Annotated in this window: 12 protein-coding genes; 2 read left to right on the forward strand and 10 right to left on the reverse strand. The window is 73.8% G+C overall.

All coding sequences use genetic code 11. The features are described 5' to 3' along the window. Window positions 1-96: 96 nt before the first annotated feature. Complete coding sequence (locus GSY65_RS14525; protein WP_201452540.1) at window positions 97-1,068, forward strand: RDD family protein; 972 nt, start codon at window positions 97-99, stop codon at window positions 1,066-1,068. Between the two features lie 96 nt (window positions 1,069-1,164). Here the strand turns inward: GSY65_RS14525 and GSY65_RS14530 are convergent, their stop codons facing one another. The 8 genes from GSY65_RS14530 to GSY65_RS14565 all read right to left on the reverse strand — a co-directional run bounded on the left by GSY65_RS14530 (window position 1,165) and on the right by GSY65_RS14565 (window position 9,744). Continuing rightward, window positions 1,165-1,779 (reverse strand): hypothetical protein, encoded by a 615-nt coding sequence (locus tag GSY65_RS14530; RefSeq protein WP_159768187.1) that lies wholly within the window; start codon window positions 1,777-1,779, stop codon window positions 1,165-1,167. Between the two features lie 131 nt (window positions 1,780-1,910). Next, entirely contained in the window at window positions 1,911-3,368 is a 1,458-nt protein-coding gene (ahcY, locus tag GSY65_RS14535; RefSeq protein ID WP_159768190.1) for an adenosylhomocysteinase, read from the reverse strand. A 399-nt stretch (window positions 3,369-3,767) separates the two neighbouring features. Continuing rightward, complete coding sequence (locus tag GSY65_RS14540; protein WP_159768193.1) at window positions 3,768-4,745, reverse strand: cation diffusion facilitator family transporter; 978 nt, start codon at window positions 4,743-4,745, stop codon at window positions 3,768-3,770. Window positions 4,746-4,911: 166 nt separating this feature from the next. Next, window positions 4,912-6,063 (reverse strand): mannose-6-phosphate isomerase, class I, encoded by a 1,152-nt coding sequence (gene manA / locus GSY65_RS14545; protein ID WP_159768196.1) that lies wholly within the window; start codon window positions 6,061-6,063, stop codon window positions 4,912-4,914. Window positions 6,064-6,119: 56 nt separating this feature from the next. Next, window positions 6,120-7,247, reverse strand: a complete 1,128-nt coding sequence (locus GSY65_RS14550) for an SIS domain-containing protein (RefSeq protein ID WP_159768199.1) — start codon at window positions 7,245-7,247, stop codon at window positions 6,120-6,122. A gap of 111 nt (window positions 7,248-7,358) precedes the next feature. Beyond that, complete coding sequence (locus GSY65_RS14555; RefSeq protein ID WP_099963864.1) at window positions 7,359-7,529, reverse strand: Trm112 family protein; 171 nt, start codon at window positions 7,527-7,529, stop codon at window positions 7,359-7,361. A gap of 182 nt (window positions 7,530-7,711) precedes the next feature. Beyond that, window positions 7,712-9,076 carry a phosphomannomutase/phosphoglucomutase gene (locus GSY65_RS14560; RefSeq protein ID WP_159768202.1) on the reverse strand — a complete coding sequence of 455 codons (1,365 nt, stop codon included), beginning with the start codon at window positions 9,074-9,076 and terminating at the stop codon, window positions 7,712-7,714. A gap of 245 nt (window positions 9,077-9,321) precedes the next feature. After that, the gene (locus GSY65_RS14565) at window positions 9,322-9,744 is read right to left on the reverse strand and encodes a DUF3499 domain-containing protein (protein ID WP_159768205.1); all 423 of its coding nucleotides are present in this window, start codon (window positions 9,742-9,744) and stop codon (window positions 9,322-9,324) included. Window positions 9,745-10,089: 345 nt separating this feature from the next. Here GSY65_RS14565 and GSY65_RS14570 point away from each other — a divergent pair, with 345 nt between their 5' ends. After that, on the forward strand, window positions 10,090-10,545 hold the full coding sequence (locus GSY65_RS14570; RefSeq protein ID WP_159768208.1) for a metallopeptidase family protein: 456 nt from the start codon (window positions 10,090-10,092) through the stop codon (window positions 10,543-10,545). Window positions 10,546-10,639: 94 nt separating this feature from the next. Here the strand turns inward: GSY65_RS14570 and GSY65_RS14575 are convergent, their stop codons facing one another. Together GSY65_RS14575 and GSY65_RS14580 are read right to left on the reverse strand one after the other, a co-directional pair. Then, window positions 10,640-12,127, reverse strand: coding sequence for a DUF5719 family protein (locus tag GSY65_RS14575; RefSeq protein ID WP_159768211.1), 1,488 nt, complete (start codon window positions 12,125-12,127; stop codon window positions 10,640-10,642). Beyond that, window positions 12,124-15,756, reverse strand: coding sequence for a glycosyltransferase family 2 protein (locus GSY65_RS14580; RefSeq protein WP_159768214.1), 3,633 nt, complete (start codon window positions 15,754-15,756; stop codon window positions 12,124-12,126). The genes GSY65_RS14575 and GSY65_RS14580 overlap by 4 nt, the downstream gene beginning before the upstream one ends. Window positions 15,757-15,826 lie beyond the last annotated feature (70 nt).

The raw sequence follows: 15,826 nt of genomic DNA on the forward strand, positions 1-15,826 counted from the left end.
GTCCTACAGGTCGTACTGCGGCGCGATGTGCCTTCAGCTTGGCAGACTGGCCGGTCTCGGGGCGGGTCAGGGGATGGAACCGGAAGGACCACGGGTGTGAGTGAGCTAGTGACGGGCGAGGCGGTGGCGCTGGAACTGCGTCCCGCGAAACTGCCGAGCCGTGCGCTTGCCGTGCTGCTCGACCTGGTCGCAGCGGTGGTCTTCTACGTCGTGGTGACCCTGCTCCTGGCCCTCGCCACGGCCGGTCTCGACGAGGCGGCGCAGATGGCGATCGCCGTCGCGACCTTTCTGCTCCTGCTGGTGGGTGTGCCGATCGCGGTGGAGACGCTGACCCACGGCCGATCGCTGGGGAAGCTGGCCCTCGGGCTGCGGGTCGTGCGGGACGACGGTGGGCCCATCCGGTTCCGGCACGCCCTGGTGCGCGGCGCCGTCGGCGTCGTCGAGATCCTGATGACCTTCGGGGTCGTCGCGTGCGTCGCTTCCCTGGTGTCGGCGCGGGGGCGGCGGCTGGGGGACGTGTTCGCGGGGACGCTGGTCGTGCGGGAGCGAGTGCCGGCGGGACGGTCGCCGTTCGTGCCTGCGCCGCCGCCCTGGCTGGCCGGGCAGTTCTCCGGGCTCGACCTGTCCGCCGTCCCGGATGCGCTGTGGCTGGCCGTCCGCCAGTACCTGACGCGGATGGGACAGCTCGATCCGCACGTCGGGGCGGCGATGGCGGAACGTCTCGCCTCGGACCTCGCGGCGCGTACGGGGACGCCCGCGCCGTACGGTGTGCCCCCGGGCGCGTACCTGGCGGCCGTGGTGCACGAACGACAGGCGCGTGAGGCGCGCCGCGCCTTCGGTGGTGCGAGCCTTCCCGGACCGGTGCCGGGCGGACAGGGCTCGGGTGCCGGGTGGCCCGCCGGGCCGGCGGCCGGGCCGCCGCTGGGGCCCGGTCAGGCGGTGCCGGCTGCCGAGGGCTTCGCGCCCCCGTCGGGGCCGGCTGCTCCCGGGGCCGCCGCTCCGGGGGAACCACCGCAGCAGCCGCAGCCTGCCGAGCGGCCGAGCAACGGGTTCGCGCCACCCGCATAGGAACGCCGTACCGGGTCGGCTGCGGCCCGCCCCGTGTCTCTCGGCCGGACTCCTCCGGCCGGTCTCCCCCGGCCGCATCCTTCTGGCGGCTCTCCGTCAGTCGAACGTCGACGGCGGTGATTCCAGGTGTTCCAGCTCCACCCCAGGGGCCGCCAGGACTACGTCGCCGGAGAGGTGAACGGTGTGCTGCTCACCGGTGTCCAGGGCTGTGACCTGGTATTCGTCCACGGTCAGGGGGCCGTTGTCAGTGGCGTGTGCTTCTCTTGCGATCAAGGCCCAGGACTGGTCCACGGTGCGCGGGGCGAGGACCGGGTCGGTGAAGGCGACGAGGCGTACGCGGGTCGCGGACTCGGAGGGGGTGAGGCGCAGCAGACGGGCGGTGGCGATGAGGAACGCCGGGGAGGTGCCGGTGAAGGCGTGGGCGCGGACGTTGCCTTCGGTGGCCTGCGTACCGGTGGGGTCGGTACGGACCCAGGTGACGCCGTCGAGAGCGGCTCCGCGGACCTGCCAGCTCGCGGCGTGGAGTTCGAGGCGGAGCGGGCGGCCGAGGTCGTCGAGGGCGAGGTCGACGGAGCCGGCGTGGTCACCGGAAGGGGCGGTCAGTTGGGACACATAGCGCCAGCCGGAGGGACCCGGCGCGCAGTGGAAGTGTTCTTCGGCGAGGAGGGTGTGGTCGTGCGGGTCGTGAAGCGAATACCGGCCGCGGGGCATGGGCGTCCTGGGTCGTGACGGGCTGATCGGGCCGGCGGGCGAGCCGCCGGCCGAACGGGCAGGCCCCCGGCACGGGGGTGCGGGGGCCTGCCTGTGAACCGGCGCGCTGGTGCGTCGGCGCGGGTGCGTGATCAGTAGCGGTAGTGGTCCGGCTTGTAGGGGCCCTCGACCTCCACGCCGATGTACGCGGCCTGCTCCGGACGGAGCGTCGTGAGCTTCACGCCGAGCGCGTCGAGGTGCAGGCGGGCGACCTTCTCGTCGAGGTGCTTGGGCAGCGTGTAGACACCGATCGGGTACGCGTCCGGCTTGGTGAACAGCTCGATCTGGGCCAGGGTCTGGTCCGCGAACGAGTTGGACATCACGAACGACGGGTGGCCGGTGGCGTTGCCCAGGTTCAGCAGACGACCCTCGGACAGGACGATGATCACCTTGCCGTCGGGGAAGGTCCAGGTGTGGACCTGCGGCTTGACCTCGTCCTTGACGATGCCGGGGACCTTGGCGAGGCCGGCCATGTCGATCTCGTTGTCGAAGTGGCCGATGTTGCCGACGATGGCCTGGTGCTTCATCTTGGCCATGTCGGAGGCCATGATGATGTCCTTGTTGCCGGTCGTGGTGATGAAGATGTCGGCCTTGTCGATGACCTCGTCGAGGGTCGTGACCTGGTAGCCGTCCATGGCGGCCTGGAGCGCGCAGATCGGGTCGATCTCCGTGACGATGACGCGGGCGCCCTGGCCGCGCAGGGACTCCGCGCAGCCCTTGCCCACGTCGCCGTAGCCGCAGACGACGGCGGTCTTGCCGCCGATGAGGACGTCGGTGGCGCGGTTGATGCCGTCGATCAGGGAGTGGCGGCAGCCGTACTTGTTGTCGAACTTCGACTTGGTGACGGCGTCGTTCACGTTGATCGCCGGGAAGAGGAGGACGCCGTCGCGCTGCATCTCGTACAGGCGGTGGACGCCGGTGGTGGTCTCCTCGGTGACGCCGCGGATCTCCGAGGCGAGCTGGGTCCACTTCTGGGAGCCCTCGGTGATGGTGCGGTGGAGGAGTTCCAGGATGACGCGGTGCTCGTCGTTCTCGGCGGTGTCGACGGCCGGGACCTCGCCGGCCTTCTCGTACTCGACGCCCTTGTGGACGAGGAGGGTGGCGTCACCGCCGTCGTCGAGGATCATGTTGGGGCCGCCGGTGGGGCTGTCCGGCCAGGTCAGCGCCTGCTCGGTGCACCACCAGTACTCCTCCAGGGTCTCGCCCTTCCAGGCGAAGACCGGGACGCCCTGCGGGTTGTCCACGGTGCCGTTCGGGCCGACCGCGATGGCCGCGGCGGCGTGGTCCTGGGTGGAGAAGATGTTGCAGGAGGCCCAGCGGACCTGGGCGCCGAGGGCGACCAGGGTCTCGATGAGGACGGCGGTCTGCACGGTCATGTGCAGGGAGCCGGTGACGCGGGCGCCGGCGAGGGGCTGGGCCTCGGCGTACTCCTTGCGGATCGCCATCAGGCCGGGCATCTCGTGCTCGGCGAGGGTGATCTCCTTGCGGCCGAACTCGGCCAGGGAGAGGTCGGCGACCTTGAAGTCCTGTCGCTGGTCGACAGTCGTCATGACGAGCTGCTCCTCGGTGTCGGGTCGAGGGTGGGTAGGGCTGGTCTGCGCGGCGGCGGACACAGGGGTGTCCGAAGAGGACACAGGCATGCCCGCGTGCGCGCAGCGCAGTCCGTCGGAGGCCCTCTCTCCCTCGGCCGGTCCTCGGTGGGACCGCCCGACCGCCATCAGCAGCGACGTCTGGCTCCGTCCCAAGCTACACCGGTCGACCCGTGCGGCCCCAGTCCACCCGGGGAAGGATCAAGTCTTCGCCGGGAGCCGGTGGAGGCTCGTAGGCGTCCTGGCCTGGGGTGTCGACGGTGCGACGGTACGTGGGGTGTGACGGGAAAAGGCCCGCCGCGTGCTGCGGCGGGCCCGGTCCAGCTCGGACTACGAGGAGGTACGAGGAGGTACGAGAGGTCAGTGCCCGGCGGTCGGGGCGGGGCCGCCGGGGGTGGCCTCGGCGTCGGGGCCCTTGGCGGCCTCGGCCTCGCTGTAGATGTCGGGTTCGAGGTAGATGACGCGGGCGATCGGGACGGCCTCGCGGATACGGGCCTCGGCGGCGTCGATGGCGTTCGCCACCTCGGCGGCGGTGTCGTCGTGCCGGACGGCGATCTTGGCGGCGACGAGGAGTTCCTCGGGGCCGAGGTGGAGGGTGCGCATGTGGATGACGCGGGTGACGGTGTCGCCGTCGACGACGGCCGCGGCGATCTTCTCGACGTCCTCCACGCCGGCGGACTCGCCGAGGAGGAGGGACTTGGTCTCGGCGGCGAGGACGAGCGCGATGAGGATGAGCAGGGCGCCGATGCAGAGGGTGCCGATGCCGTCCCAGACGCCGTCGCCGGTGAGCAGGGCCAGGCCGACGCCGCCGAGGGCGAGGATCAGGCCGACGAGCGCGCCGAGGTCCTCCAGGAGCACGACGGGCAGCTCGGGGGCCTTGGCGTGGCGGACGAACTCCGTCCAGGACTTCTTGCCGCGGAGGGTGTTGGACTCCTTGATGGCGGTCCGGAAGGAGAACGACTCGGCGATGATCGCGAACACGAGGACGCCGACCGGCCAGTACCAGTGGTCGATCTCGTGCGGGTGCTTGATCTTCTCGTAGCCCTCGTACAGGGCGAACATGCCGCCGACGGAGAAGAGGACGATGGAGACGAGGAAGGCGTAGATGTAGCGCTCGCGGCCGTAGCCGAAGGGGTGTTGCGGGGTGGCCTCGCGCTTGGCCCGCTTGCCGCCGAGGAGGAGCAGGGCCTGGTTGCCGGAGTCGGCGAGGGAGTGCACGGACTCGGCGAGCATCGAGGACGAGCCGCTGAAAAGGAAAGCCACGAACTTCGCTGCCGCGATGGCGAGGTTGGCGCCGAGTGCCGCCACGATCGCCTTGGTGCCGCCTGACGCGCTCATCTGTCCGGGGTGTCCCTTCGCCTACGCATGTGTCCGTGCATGGGCATGGGTACCCACGCTTCCGTCCGTCACCGGCCGGGCTTTGCCCGCCTTTTGCAGGGGGCATTGTTGCAGCCCGGTCCGGTGCCGGTGCGCCGGGTCGTGGATCAGGCGGGGGTCACGCCGTTCACGCGACCACCGTGGCGCGGAAGACGGTGCCCGGTCCGGACACCTCGGCCTTCTCGTCCGCCGGGACGAACACGGACTGGCCCGGGGCGAGGGTGTGGTCACCCGCCCGTACCGAACCGGCCGTGCAGAGCAGGATCTGCGGGGTCGGGAGGGTGAGGTCGTGCGGGGCGGTGGCCTCGGGCAGGACGTAGCGGGAGAGGCGGAACTCGTCGATGGGGGTCGCGTAGACCTCCTCGCCGTCGGGGGCCGCCTCGGGGCGCAGGACGCCCGGGTCGGTCGCCTCGAAGCGGACGACGCGCAGGAGTTCGGGGACATCGACGTGCTTGGGGGTGAGGCCGCAGCGCAGGACGTTGTCGGAGTTGGCCATGATCTCGACGCCGAGGCCGTCGAGGTAGGCGTGCGGGATGCCGGCGCCGAGGAAGAGGGCCTCGCCGGGCTGCAGGCGTACGTGGTTGAGCAGCATGGCGGCGATGACGCCGGGGTCGCCGGGGTAGTGGTGGGCGATGCCGGCGTACGGGGCGTGGTCGCCGCCGAGGCGCGCGCAGGCGGCCGCAGTCTCGGTGACCGTCTCGGCCATCGCCGCGGGGTCGGCGCTCAGGACGGCCGTCAACACCTCGCGCAGCGCGGCCTCTTCGGGGTGGGCGTGCAGGAGGTCGACGTACGGCTTGAGGGAGTCGACGTCGAGGGCGGCGAGCAGGTCGGCGGCGCGCAGCGGGTCGCGGAAGCCGCAGAGGCCGTCGAACTCGGTGAGGGCGCAGATCAGTTCGGGCTTGTGGTTGGCGTCCTTGTAGTTGCGGTGGCCCGCGTCGATCGGGATGCCGCGGCGTTCCTCGTCGGCGTAGCCCTCCCTGGCCTGTTCGAGGTCGGGGTGGACCTGGAGGGAGAGGGGGGCGCCGGCGGCGAGGATCTTCAGCAGGAACGGCAGGCGGGGGCCGAACTTGGCGACGGTGCGCGGGCCCAGCTCGCGTTCGGGTGCCTCGTCGATCACCTCGGTGAGGGGACCGCGCGGGGTGCGTGAGGGGGCGCCGGGGTGGGCGCCCAGCCACATCTCCGCCTGCGGTTCGCCGGTGGGGGCCACGCCGAGGAGGTGCGGGATGGCGGTGGTCGAGCCCCAGGCGTAGGGGCGGATGGTGTTGTCGAGGCGGTCCATGTGTGTGTTCTTCTCCGTACGCCGTTCGGGGGTGTGCCGGGAGGCCCGGGTAAGGATCAGGCTCCCGTGGCGAGCGACAGGTAAACGGCGGCGAAATCCGTGATGGCGATCATCTCCGCGAGGGTCTCCAGGTCGCTGCCCTCCTCGGGTTCCAGCTCGCTGATCGCGGTGTCGTGGCCGAGGGCGAGTTCGCGGGCGGCGGGGGCCGCGCTGAGTCCGCCGGTGGGCCGGTCGCGCAGGAGGAGCACGCGCGCGTGGAGGGCGGGGGGCTCCTCGACGCGGTCGCGGAAGAAGGCCTCGGGGTCGGCGCTCGCGGCGAGGGGGCCGGACAGCACCACGGCGTGCGAGGCGAGGGCCTCGGGGAGCTGGGCGGCGAGCGCGGGGCGGCCCGCCAGCTCGGCGAGCGCGGAGGCGAAGCGGCGGCCCACGGGGCCCGCGGCATGGCCCTCGGTCCAGATCAGCGGGAGGGCGTCGGCGAACTCGGCGGCGAGTGTCTTGGCGGGGTTGCTGTACGTGGCGATGGCGGGGCCGCAGCGTTCGGCGACGTGGTCGAGGCGGTCGGCGACCTTCGCGAGGGCGTCCGGGTCGGCTGCGACGAGGCCCGTGCGGTCGAGGAGCGCCAGCATCGGGGTGAGCAGGGCCCACAGGATGCCGGGGGCGGCGGCGCCGAGGGGCACCTCCAGCTCGTACGGGGCGGTCGCCATCGGTACGAACAGGCCGTGGGCGCCCGCCACCGCCTCGGCGACGGGGGTGCGGGGCGGGGCGACGACCACGACGGTGCAGCCGCGGCGGTAGGCCTGGTCGGCCAGGAGCGACAGGCCGGGCTCGGTGCCGTCGGCGGTGGCGATCAGGAGGAGGTCGACCGAGCCGGCCCAGCCCGGGAGGTCCCAGCGGAGGGCGCCCGGGGCGGGAGCCACGCCGGTGGGGTGGATGCGGGTGATCGGGCAGCTGGAGCCGGCGAGGGCGCCGAGCAGGTCGGCGACGCCGGCGGGGGCCATGCCGGGGCCCGCGACCATCAGGGCGCGGGGGCGGCCGTCGGGTTTGAGGTCGCCGATACCGGCCTCGGTGCCGAGGCGGATGGCCGTGCGGACCCGGGCGCCGGCCTCGGCGGCGCCGCGGAGCAGACCGCCCCGGTCGGCCTCCGACAGGGCGTCGGGGGTGTCTAGCAGCGATTCGTCGAGCATGGGCGGCAGCCTCCGATTCGCCGGGTGCCCTTTTTCGCCTTCGCGCGGGTTTGTCCACCCGGGCGGGATGACGCGTTGCGGTGTGCCCGGGGCCGAGGCCCGGGCGGGGGGTCACGCCGGGCGGCGGGCCTCGTCGACGAGGAGCACGGGGATGCCGTCGCGGATGGGGTAGGCGAGGCCGCAGTCCTGACCGGTGCAGGTCAGCTCGGTGTCCTCCTCGGTGAGGGGCGCGTGGCACGCCGGGCAGGCGAGGATCTCCAGGAGGCCGGCTTCGAGCGGCATGTCGGGGTCCCTTCGGGGGCGGGGTTCTGTCGTGCGGGGTGGTGCGGTGCGGCCTCGTCAGCGTACCGCCGGGAGGGGGGCTGCGCCGGGGTTGGGCGGGGCGTCGGGCCGTGCGGGGCGGGTCCTTTGCCGGTGAGGCGCCCGGTGCGGGGGCGGCGGCGCCCCCGCGAGGGCGGCGCGGTTCACCCCCGGATGATCGCCAGGACCTCGTCGCGGAGCTTGGCCATGGTCGCCTCGTCGCGGGCCTCGGCGTTCAGGCGCAGGAGGGGCTCCGTGTTGGAGGGGCGGACGTTGAACCACCAGTCGTCGCAGGACACGGTGAGGCCGTCCAGCTCGTCCAGGGTCAGGCCCTCCCGGCCCTCGTAGGCGGCCCTGACGGCGGCGAGGCGGGCGGCCTGGTCGGCGACGGTGGAGTTGATCTCGCCGGAGCCCACGTAACGGTCGTACTGGGCGACGAGGCCGGAGAGGGGGCCGTCCTGGCCGCCGAGGGCCGCGAGCACGTGGAGGGCGGCCAGCATGCCCGTGTCGGCGTTCCAGAAGTCGGCGAAGTAGTAGTGGGCGGAGTGCTCGCCGCCGAAGATCGCGCCGGTGCGGGCCATCTCGGCCTTGATGAAGGAGTGGCCCACACGGGTGCGCACGGGGGTGCCGCCGCACTCCCGGACGACCTCGGGGACGGACCAGGAGGTGATCAGGTTGTGGATGACCGTGCCCGTGCCGCCGCGCTTGGCTAGTTCGCGGGAGGCGACCAGGGCGGTGATCGCGGAGGGGGAGACGGGGTTGCCGCGTTCGTCGACCACGAAGCAGCGGTCGGCGTCGCCGTCGAAGGCGATGCCGAGGTCGGCGCCCTCCTCGCGGACGCGCCGCTGCAGGTCGACGATGTTGGCCGGGTCGAGGGGGTTGGCCTCGTGGTTGGGGAACGTGCCGTCCAGTTCGAAGTACATGGGGACGAGGTCGAGGGGCAGGCCGGCGAAGACCGTGGGGACCGTGTGACCGCCCATGCCGTTGCCCGCGTCGACGACGACCTTCAGGGGGCGGATCGCGGTGAGGTCGACCAGGCCGCGCAGGTACGCCGCGTAGTCCTCCAGCGTGTCGCGGCGGGTGATCGTGCCCGGGGTCGCGGCGGGCCGCGGCGCCCCGGTCTCGCTCCACTCCTCGGCCAGGGCACGGATCTCGGCGAGACCGGTGTCCTGGCCGACGGGGGCGGCGCCCGCGCGGCACATCTTGATGCCGTTGTACTGGGCGGGGTTGTGGGAGGCGGTGAACATCGCGCCGGGCAGGTCGAGGGCGCCGGACGCGTAGTAGAGCTGGTCGGTCGAGCAGAGGCCGATCTCGGTCACGTGCACCCCGCCTGCCGCGGCGCCGCGCGCGAAGGCGCGGGAGAGGCCGGGCGAGGAGGGCCGCATGTCGTGGCCGACGACGAGGGCGTCCGCGTCGGTGATCCGGGCGAAGGCGGCGCCGAGGAGTTCGGCCAGGGGCTCGTCCCACTGGTCCGGGACCACACCGCGTACGTCGTACGCCTTCACGATCGTCGACAGATCAGCAGCCACGGCCAAACCCTCCTGAAGTCCTCACCGGATCGCCCCAAACTACCCGGCCGGTGTGACGGCCGACCGCGTGACCTCCGAGGATGCGGGCCCCTGCCAGGAGGCGGTGCCCGGTGCGGCGTCGGACGGAGCCGCGGACCACGCGCAGGACCGGGCTCCGGCGGAGAACGGCGGAGGAGAGAGGGTGCCGGGAGGGAGCGACGGACGCGGGACACCGCGGGGCGGCGGCGACGCCGCCGAACGGAGTGTCAGTTGTCGGGGGAGCGCAGGACGCGGAGGTGGCCGCGGCGGGCGACCTCCATCGGGTCGGCCGTCCGGGCACCGCCGCCGCCCTCGGCGGCGCGCTGCTGCGGGCGGGCGGCCTCACGCACGGCGTTGGCGAGCGCTTCGAGGTCGTCACCGCTGGGGCGGGCCGGAGCCGAGCCGTCGAGCAGGCGGACGACCTCCCAGCCGCGCGGGGCGGTGAGGCGCTCGGAGTGCTCGGCGCACAGGTCGTAGCAGTGGGGTTCGGCGTAGGTGGCGAGCGGGCCGAGGACCGCGGTCGAGTCGGCGTAGACGTACGTCAGCGTCGCGACGGCGGGACGGCCGCAAGCGGTGCGCGAACAGCGACGTACAGGGCTCACGATGTTGGACGGTACCGCACTCTTGAGCGGGCCGCGACGACTCTCCACGAGGTCACTCCACCGTGTCGCGGTGTGAGACGCCCCACAGACCTCTCCGAGCCCCCCTCGCTGACCTGCGAGTAACCCCTCGTCCGGAATGCCGAACGACTCGAAAGGCGCTCAATTTTCCTTACAAACCAGGTCATTTGATGCGAGTTCGCCGGTCCGGGAGAGAACGGATTCGAGCCCAACCTTGGCTGGATCGGTCATCCGGCGTCATGCCGTACGGCCCTGCGGCGCACCCGTGTTCGGCGCGCCGGTTGGACGTACCAGGTCAGCGATGTCGGAGCGGTGGTGCGGCGCGGGGTGTGGAGCCGGGCGTGGGGACCGCGTGAGGACTACGCTTCACAGGTGATGGACAACCTCGTACCGCCGCCCGCCGCCTCCGCGCCAGGGCCCCGTCGTCGTGATCGGCACGGCCGGGGGATGCGCGGCCCCATCGCGCCGCCGCAGGTGCCGCTCGCGGCGAGTCGCGGGGAGGTCTTCGCCGACCTCGTGCAGGACTCCGTGGAGCGGCTGGAGCGGCGGTGGCCGCAGCTGGCCGACATCGACTTCCTCGTCCTGGAGGTGCCGCGGCTGGACGGGCCGGGCGACGGGGTGTGGAACGACGAGGCGGTGCCGCTCGGCGGGATCGTGCCGGCGCGGGAGGGACGGGTCGCGCGGGTGGTCGTGTACCGGCGGCCGGTGGAGATCCGGACGAAGGGGCGCGACGAGCGGGCGGCACTGGTGCACGAGGTGGTCGTGGAGCAGGTCGCCGAGTTGCTGGGGCTGAATCCGGAGACCGTGGATCCCCGGTACGGGGAGGACTGACACCGCCGGGGGGGAGCCCAGGAGGGGGCGCGCCCTCGCGCAGGTCCCCGCGCCCCCGAAAGCCCTCGAGCCCCCGAGCCCCCGAGCACTCCCCCTAGTCCTGGAGTACCGCCACGTCCTCGCGGGCCTGGGGAACCGCCACCTTTCCCCGGTCGTCGGGGAGGGTCTGGATGGTGAAGGCCGGGACGGCGTCGACCTTGGACTCCAGGGTGCGTGAGGCGTGGACGGGAGTGTCGGTGAGGGGTTCCACGGTGAGGGCGTAGGGGCCCTTCAGGCCCGCCGGGACGGGGAACTCCACGTTCTGCGTGGTGCCCGCCTTGATCGTGAACGTCTTGGTCGCGGCCTTGCCCGCGGTGCCGCCCGCGGACGCGGTGACCTTGACCTCGGCGGTGCGGCCGGGGGCGGTCAGGGCGAGGGTCGTGCCCTTGGCGCGGTTGTCGGCGACCGTGGCGCGCTTGCCGACGGGGCGGGTGGCCGGGATGAACGCCGTCTCCTGGTTGGCGCCCTTGCCGCGGACGACACGCAGGGCGGCCACCACCGGGACCGACTCGTCGGTGGGGCTCAGCAGGAGGGACCCGGCCTCGCCGCGGGTGATGGCGCCGAGGTCGGCCGTGGCGGTCATCCCCGCTTTGACGTGCAGGGTCTCGCTGCCGGCCGGGGTGATCGTCCCGGAGGGCGAGGCGAGCCGCAGCTTCAGGTCGGCGTCGGTGTCCCCGGGCGCGAAGGCGATCAGCTGGACGGACGTGGCGTCCTCGGGGATGCCGGGGAGGACCGCGGTGCCGGCCGGGTCGGCGGCGGCGGCCAGCCAGTCGCCGCCCTGCTTGTCGTCGAGGGCCTGCACGGCGGCGCCGACGCGGCCGCTGCGGACGCTGACGTGGATCGTGAGGTCGGACTGCTTCTCCGTGGTGAGCGTCGACAGCAGGACGGGTTCGGTGGAGCGGGGCCGGACCGTGATGCCCTCCCCCACCGTCGACTTCAGTTCGCCGTCCCTGCCGTACAGCTCGATGTCGACGACGGCCGCCGCGTCGTCCGGGTTGGTGAGGTGGACGTAGTCGGTGCGGCCGGCGGCCGTGCTGACGCCGGGGAACCAGAACTGCGTGTCCGGGGCGGTGCAGTTGACGCCGAGCAGGCCACGGCCGGTGCCGGCGGCGACCTCGGTGGTCTCCTGGACGGTCCAGCCGGGCGCGGACTTCCCCTCGGCCAGGCCGATCAGCGCGGGCGCGTCACCGCCGTCGGTGCTCGCGGTGACCGGCCTGCCCGGTTCCTTCGGCTCCAGGAAGGGCTTGGCGGTCTTGCCCTTCCCGCCGCTGTCCGCCGACTCCTCGCCCGCGGCGACCAGTTGGGCGCCGCCCTTGCCGGAGGCGCCCTCGGTGACGGGCGTGAACGACGTGTACGCGGTCTCGGCGATGTCCGAGGAGCTGGGCCGCGGACAGAGCAGGCTCGTGCGCTCCACGGGGAGTTGGGCGGCCGCCTCGACGGCGGTGTCGCCGCCGGAGGCGTCGGGCGCGCTGAGCACGGCGAAGCCGGTGACGGCGGCGAGGGCGGTCGTGCCGGCGATCAGGGACAGGGTCGTGCGCTTCACTGCTGGCTCCCGTCGGGGCGCTCGGGGTCGGCGCCGGTGCCGTGCGACGGGTCGTACGTCGCGTCGTAGCCCTGGGTGTACGTCTGGTCGTAGGAGGCCGCGTCGCCCCCGTAGGAGGCGTACGGGTCGTACTGGCCGCCCTGGTAGGGGTCGGCCTGGTAGTGCTGCTGGTCGTAGGCGCCGACCGGGTACTGCTGGGCGGGCTGGTACTGCTGGGCCGCCTGGTCGTACTGGCCGTACTCGGCGCCCGTGTGACTCGGGGTGTCCCACTCGCCGTACGCCTGCAGCTCCGGGACGGGAACGGCCACCGGGGCCTCCTCGGCGGGCGGGGGCGGGGTGTCCGCCGACCGGTCCGCCTCGGCCTCGGCCTGGGCGCGCAGACGGCGGGCGCGGCGGCCGTCGCCGGTGACGTCCTGGGCGGGTACCGTGACCGGCTCGTCGGGCAGGTCGTCGTCGACGTCGCGGCGGCGGCCCGGCAGGGCGAGGACCACGAGGACGACCGCGAGCGACCCCTGGGCCCACAGCCAGCCGGTGTGGCTCACGGGCTCGTCGAAGGTGACGTCCAGGCGGCCGCCCCCGGCGGGGAGCCGGAAGCCCTGGGCCCAGCCGTCGACCGTGGTCGGGGTGAGCGGCTTGCCGTCGAGAGTGGCGGTCCAGGACGCGTCGGCGGTGTCGGCGAGGCGCAGGACGCGGCCCGCGCCGCCGGCCGGGAGGGTCGTGTGCACCTCGACGGGGCCGGCCGCGACGGACTTCGGGTCGCCGGAACCGGCCTCGACGGTGACGCGGGCGACCTCGCGGTCCACGCGCCACAGGGCGCTGCCGTCCTGCTGGCTGAGCCGGCTCAGGCCGGGCGTGGCGTCCAGCACGCGGCTCATGTCGCGGGGGGCGCCCGGCCGGACGAGGACGTAGCGCACGGCGAAGCCACCGAGCTCGTCGGCCTGGTCGGCGCCGGAGCCGGCGACGAGGTTGGCGACGACCTTGTCGAGCTGCGGGTTCCGCCCGGCGGCGGCGGTGAGTTCGGCGTCGCCGAGGCGGACGCCGGAGCCGCGGACCAGGGTGTAGGAGACCTCGGCGGCCGAGTCGCTGTCGAGGACGAGGGTGCGGGCCTGGTCGCGGGTGCCGCTCTCCTCGGCGACGAACGCGGGGACCTGGACGGGGTCGCGGCGCGCCAGTGGGCCGTCGGCGCCGCCGATCACCCAGCCGGCGGCGGCCAGCAACGGGCCGACGGCGGCGGCGAGCGCGATCAGCGCGGCCACCGGCTGACGCCAGCCGAAGCTCTGCTCGGCCACACGCGCGCGTGCCCCGTCGGCGCCCACGGTGGCGGCGGCCAGGAGGGCGATGCCGTAGACCAGGGTCGCGGGGCCCGCCCAGGCGGAGTTGTTGGACAGGACGGCGAAGACGAGTCCCACGAGGGCCGCCGTCCAGGCGGTGCCGATCGCCAGTCGGCGTTCCGCGCGCAGCAGGGCGGCGAGCGCGGCGAGGACGACGCCGACGAGGGTGAGGCCGCCGACCGTGCCGGGGCCGCCGGGGCTGATGCCGAGCAGATCGGTCGGGGAGGCCGCGCCGGTTCCGTACTCCAGTCCGGCCTCCTGGAAGAAGCCGAACGGCAGCAGGGTGAGCGACCAGGGCGCGAGGACCAGCAGCGGGGTGCCCAGCTGGGCGAGGAAGCGCGGGCCGTAGGCGGTGAGCTCGCGGCGGCGCACCCCGAGCACGGCCAGGCCGAGGAGCAGCGCGATGGGCCACACGATCGGGGTGAACGCGGTGGTGATCGTCAGCAGCAGCGCGTACGCCCAGGTTGCACGCCAACTGCCGCGCGCCCCCGTGGTGTTCGTGAGCCCGGCCGCGGCGGCGCCCGCGCGGGCGATCAGGGGGAGCAGGATCGCGAGGACGGCGGTGCCGATGCGCCCCCCGGCGAGGGCGCCGGTGACGGCGGGCAGGAAGGCGTAGACGACGGCCGCCCAGGCGCGCAGCAGCCGGGACGGGACGAGGGGCCGTGAGGCGAAGTACGCGGTGCATCCGGCCAGCGGCACGCAGGCCACGAGGAGCACGGTGACCGCGAGGCCGGTCGAGCCGAACAGCAGGGAGGCGAGCATCGCGACGATCGCCAGGTAGGGCGGCGCGGACCCGGCGCCGCCCGCGCCGATGGGGTGCCACGCGTCGAGGTAGCGCGACCACAGGTCGGCGGAGTCGGCGGGTGCGGGCAGCAGGGCGCCGCCCGCGAGGGCGCCGCCGCCGAGGAGCGCGCGGCACGCGGCGAGCGAGGCGAGCGCCAGCACGAGGAAGAGCAGCGGGCCCGGTTTGCGCGCGACGCGCTTGAGCCGGGCGAACTGCTCGACCTCCAGGAAGTCGGCGTCGTCGTCGCCGGGCCCGGACTCGACGGCGCCGCCGTGCCGTCCGGCCGAGGAGGTCTCGGTGTCGGCGCTGCCGAACAGGTCGCCGGCGGCCTGCTCGACGGTGGCGCGGACGGTCGCGCCGGGCGGCGGGAACAGCGGGCGCAGCTCGCCCTTGTCGATCCGCGGCGCGCCTCTCCTGCGGCGGCCGGCGATGATCCGCTCGGGCCGCAGCAGCACGCTCAGCAGACCGCGGATCTCGTCGACGGCCTGGCCGGGGGCCTTGCCGACGAGGTAGGCGACGGTCCGCAGCAGGGTGCCGAGGACGATGCGGAACAGCACCCAGGGGAGCTGTGCGGTGCGGGAGTTGACGAGGAGGGTGTAGACGGCGCCCGCCTTGTCGACCATGTGCGGGGAGGCGGCGGAGCGGCCCACACAGTCGACGGTGCGGCGCTCGCGGGAGGACGCCTCGGCGTGCCGTACGACCGCTTCGGGGGCGACGAGGACGCGGTGGCCGGCGGCGGTGGCGCGCCAGCACAGATCGACGTCGTCGCGCATCAGGGGCAGCCGGCGGTCGAAGCCGCCGAGTTCCTCGAAGACGTCGCGGCGGATCAGCATCCCGGCGGTGGAGACGGCGAGGCTGGGCTTGACGTGGTCGTGCTGGCCCTGGTCCTGCTCGCGGCGGTCCAGGCCGGTCCAGCGGCGGCCGGAGGCCGCGACGGTGACGCCGACCTCCAGGAGCTGCCGGCGGTCGTACCAGCCGCGCAGCTTGGGTCCGACGACGGCGACGTCGTCGCGGCCCAGTTCGCGTTCGTTCTCCACGACGCGCAGCAGCTGGGCGAGGGCGTCGGGCTCGGGGGCGCAGTCGTCGTGCAGCAGCCACAGCCATTGCACCGGCTCTCCGTGCGGGAGCTCGGGCATGTCGTACGCGTCGTCGCGCCAGGTGCGCGTGACCGGGTCCCAGCCGCTGGGGCGGCGGAGGTAGGCCAGGTCGTCCTCGGTGAGCACGCCCGCGGTGCGGTTGGCCTCCTCGACGGCCTGGCCGAACCCGGTGCGCCGGGCGAGGTGCAGGACGCGGTCGGCGCCGAGGGCGTCGGCGAGGAGCTGGGCGGAGTCGTCCGCGCTGCCGGTGTCGGCCGCCATGGCGCTCTGCACGGGGCGCTCCTGGCCGAGCAGTCCGGCGAGCGCGTCGGGCAGCCAGCGGGCGCCGTCGTGCGCGACGAGGACCGCGGTCACCACATGGCGTGGGAACTCAGGGGTGGCAGCGTCGTGGGCTGTGGTGTGGCTGTGCACGGACATCGAGGTACGGGCCCCGGTTCGATGGACTGCGGTGGACGTCTGTGTCCGGCGGGGACAGCGGGACGTCTCG

Source organism: Streptomyces sp. HM190, from assembly GCF_009857135.1.
Classification (GTDB): domain Bacteria; phylum Actinomycetota; class Actinomycetes; order Streptomycetales; family Streptomycetaceae; genus Streptomyces; species Streptomyces heilongjiangensis.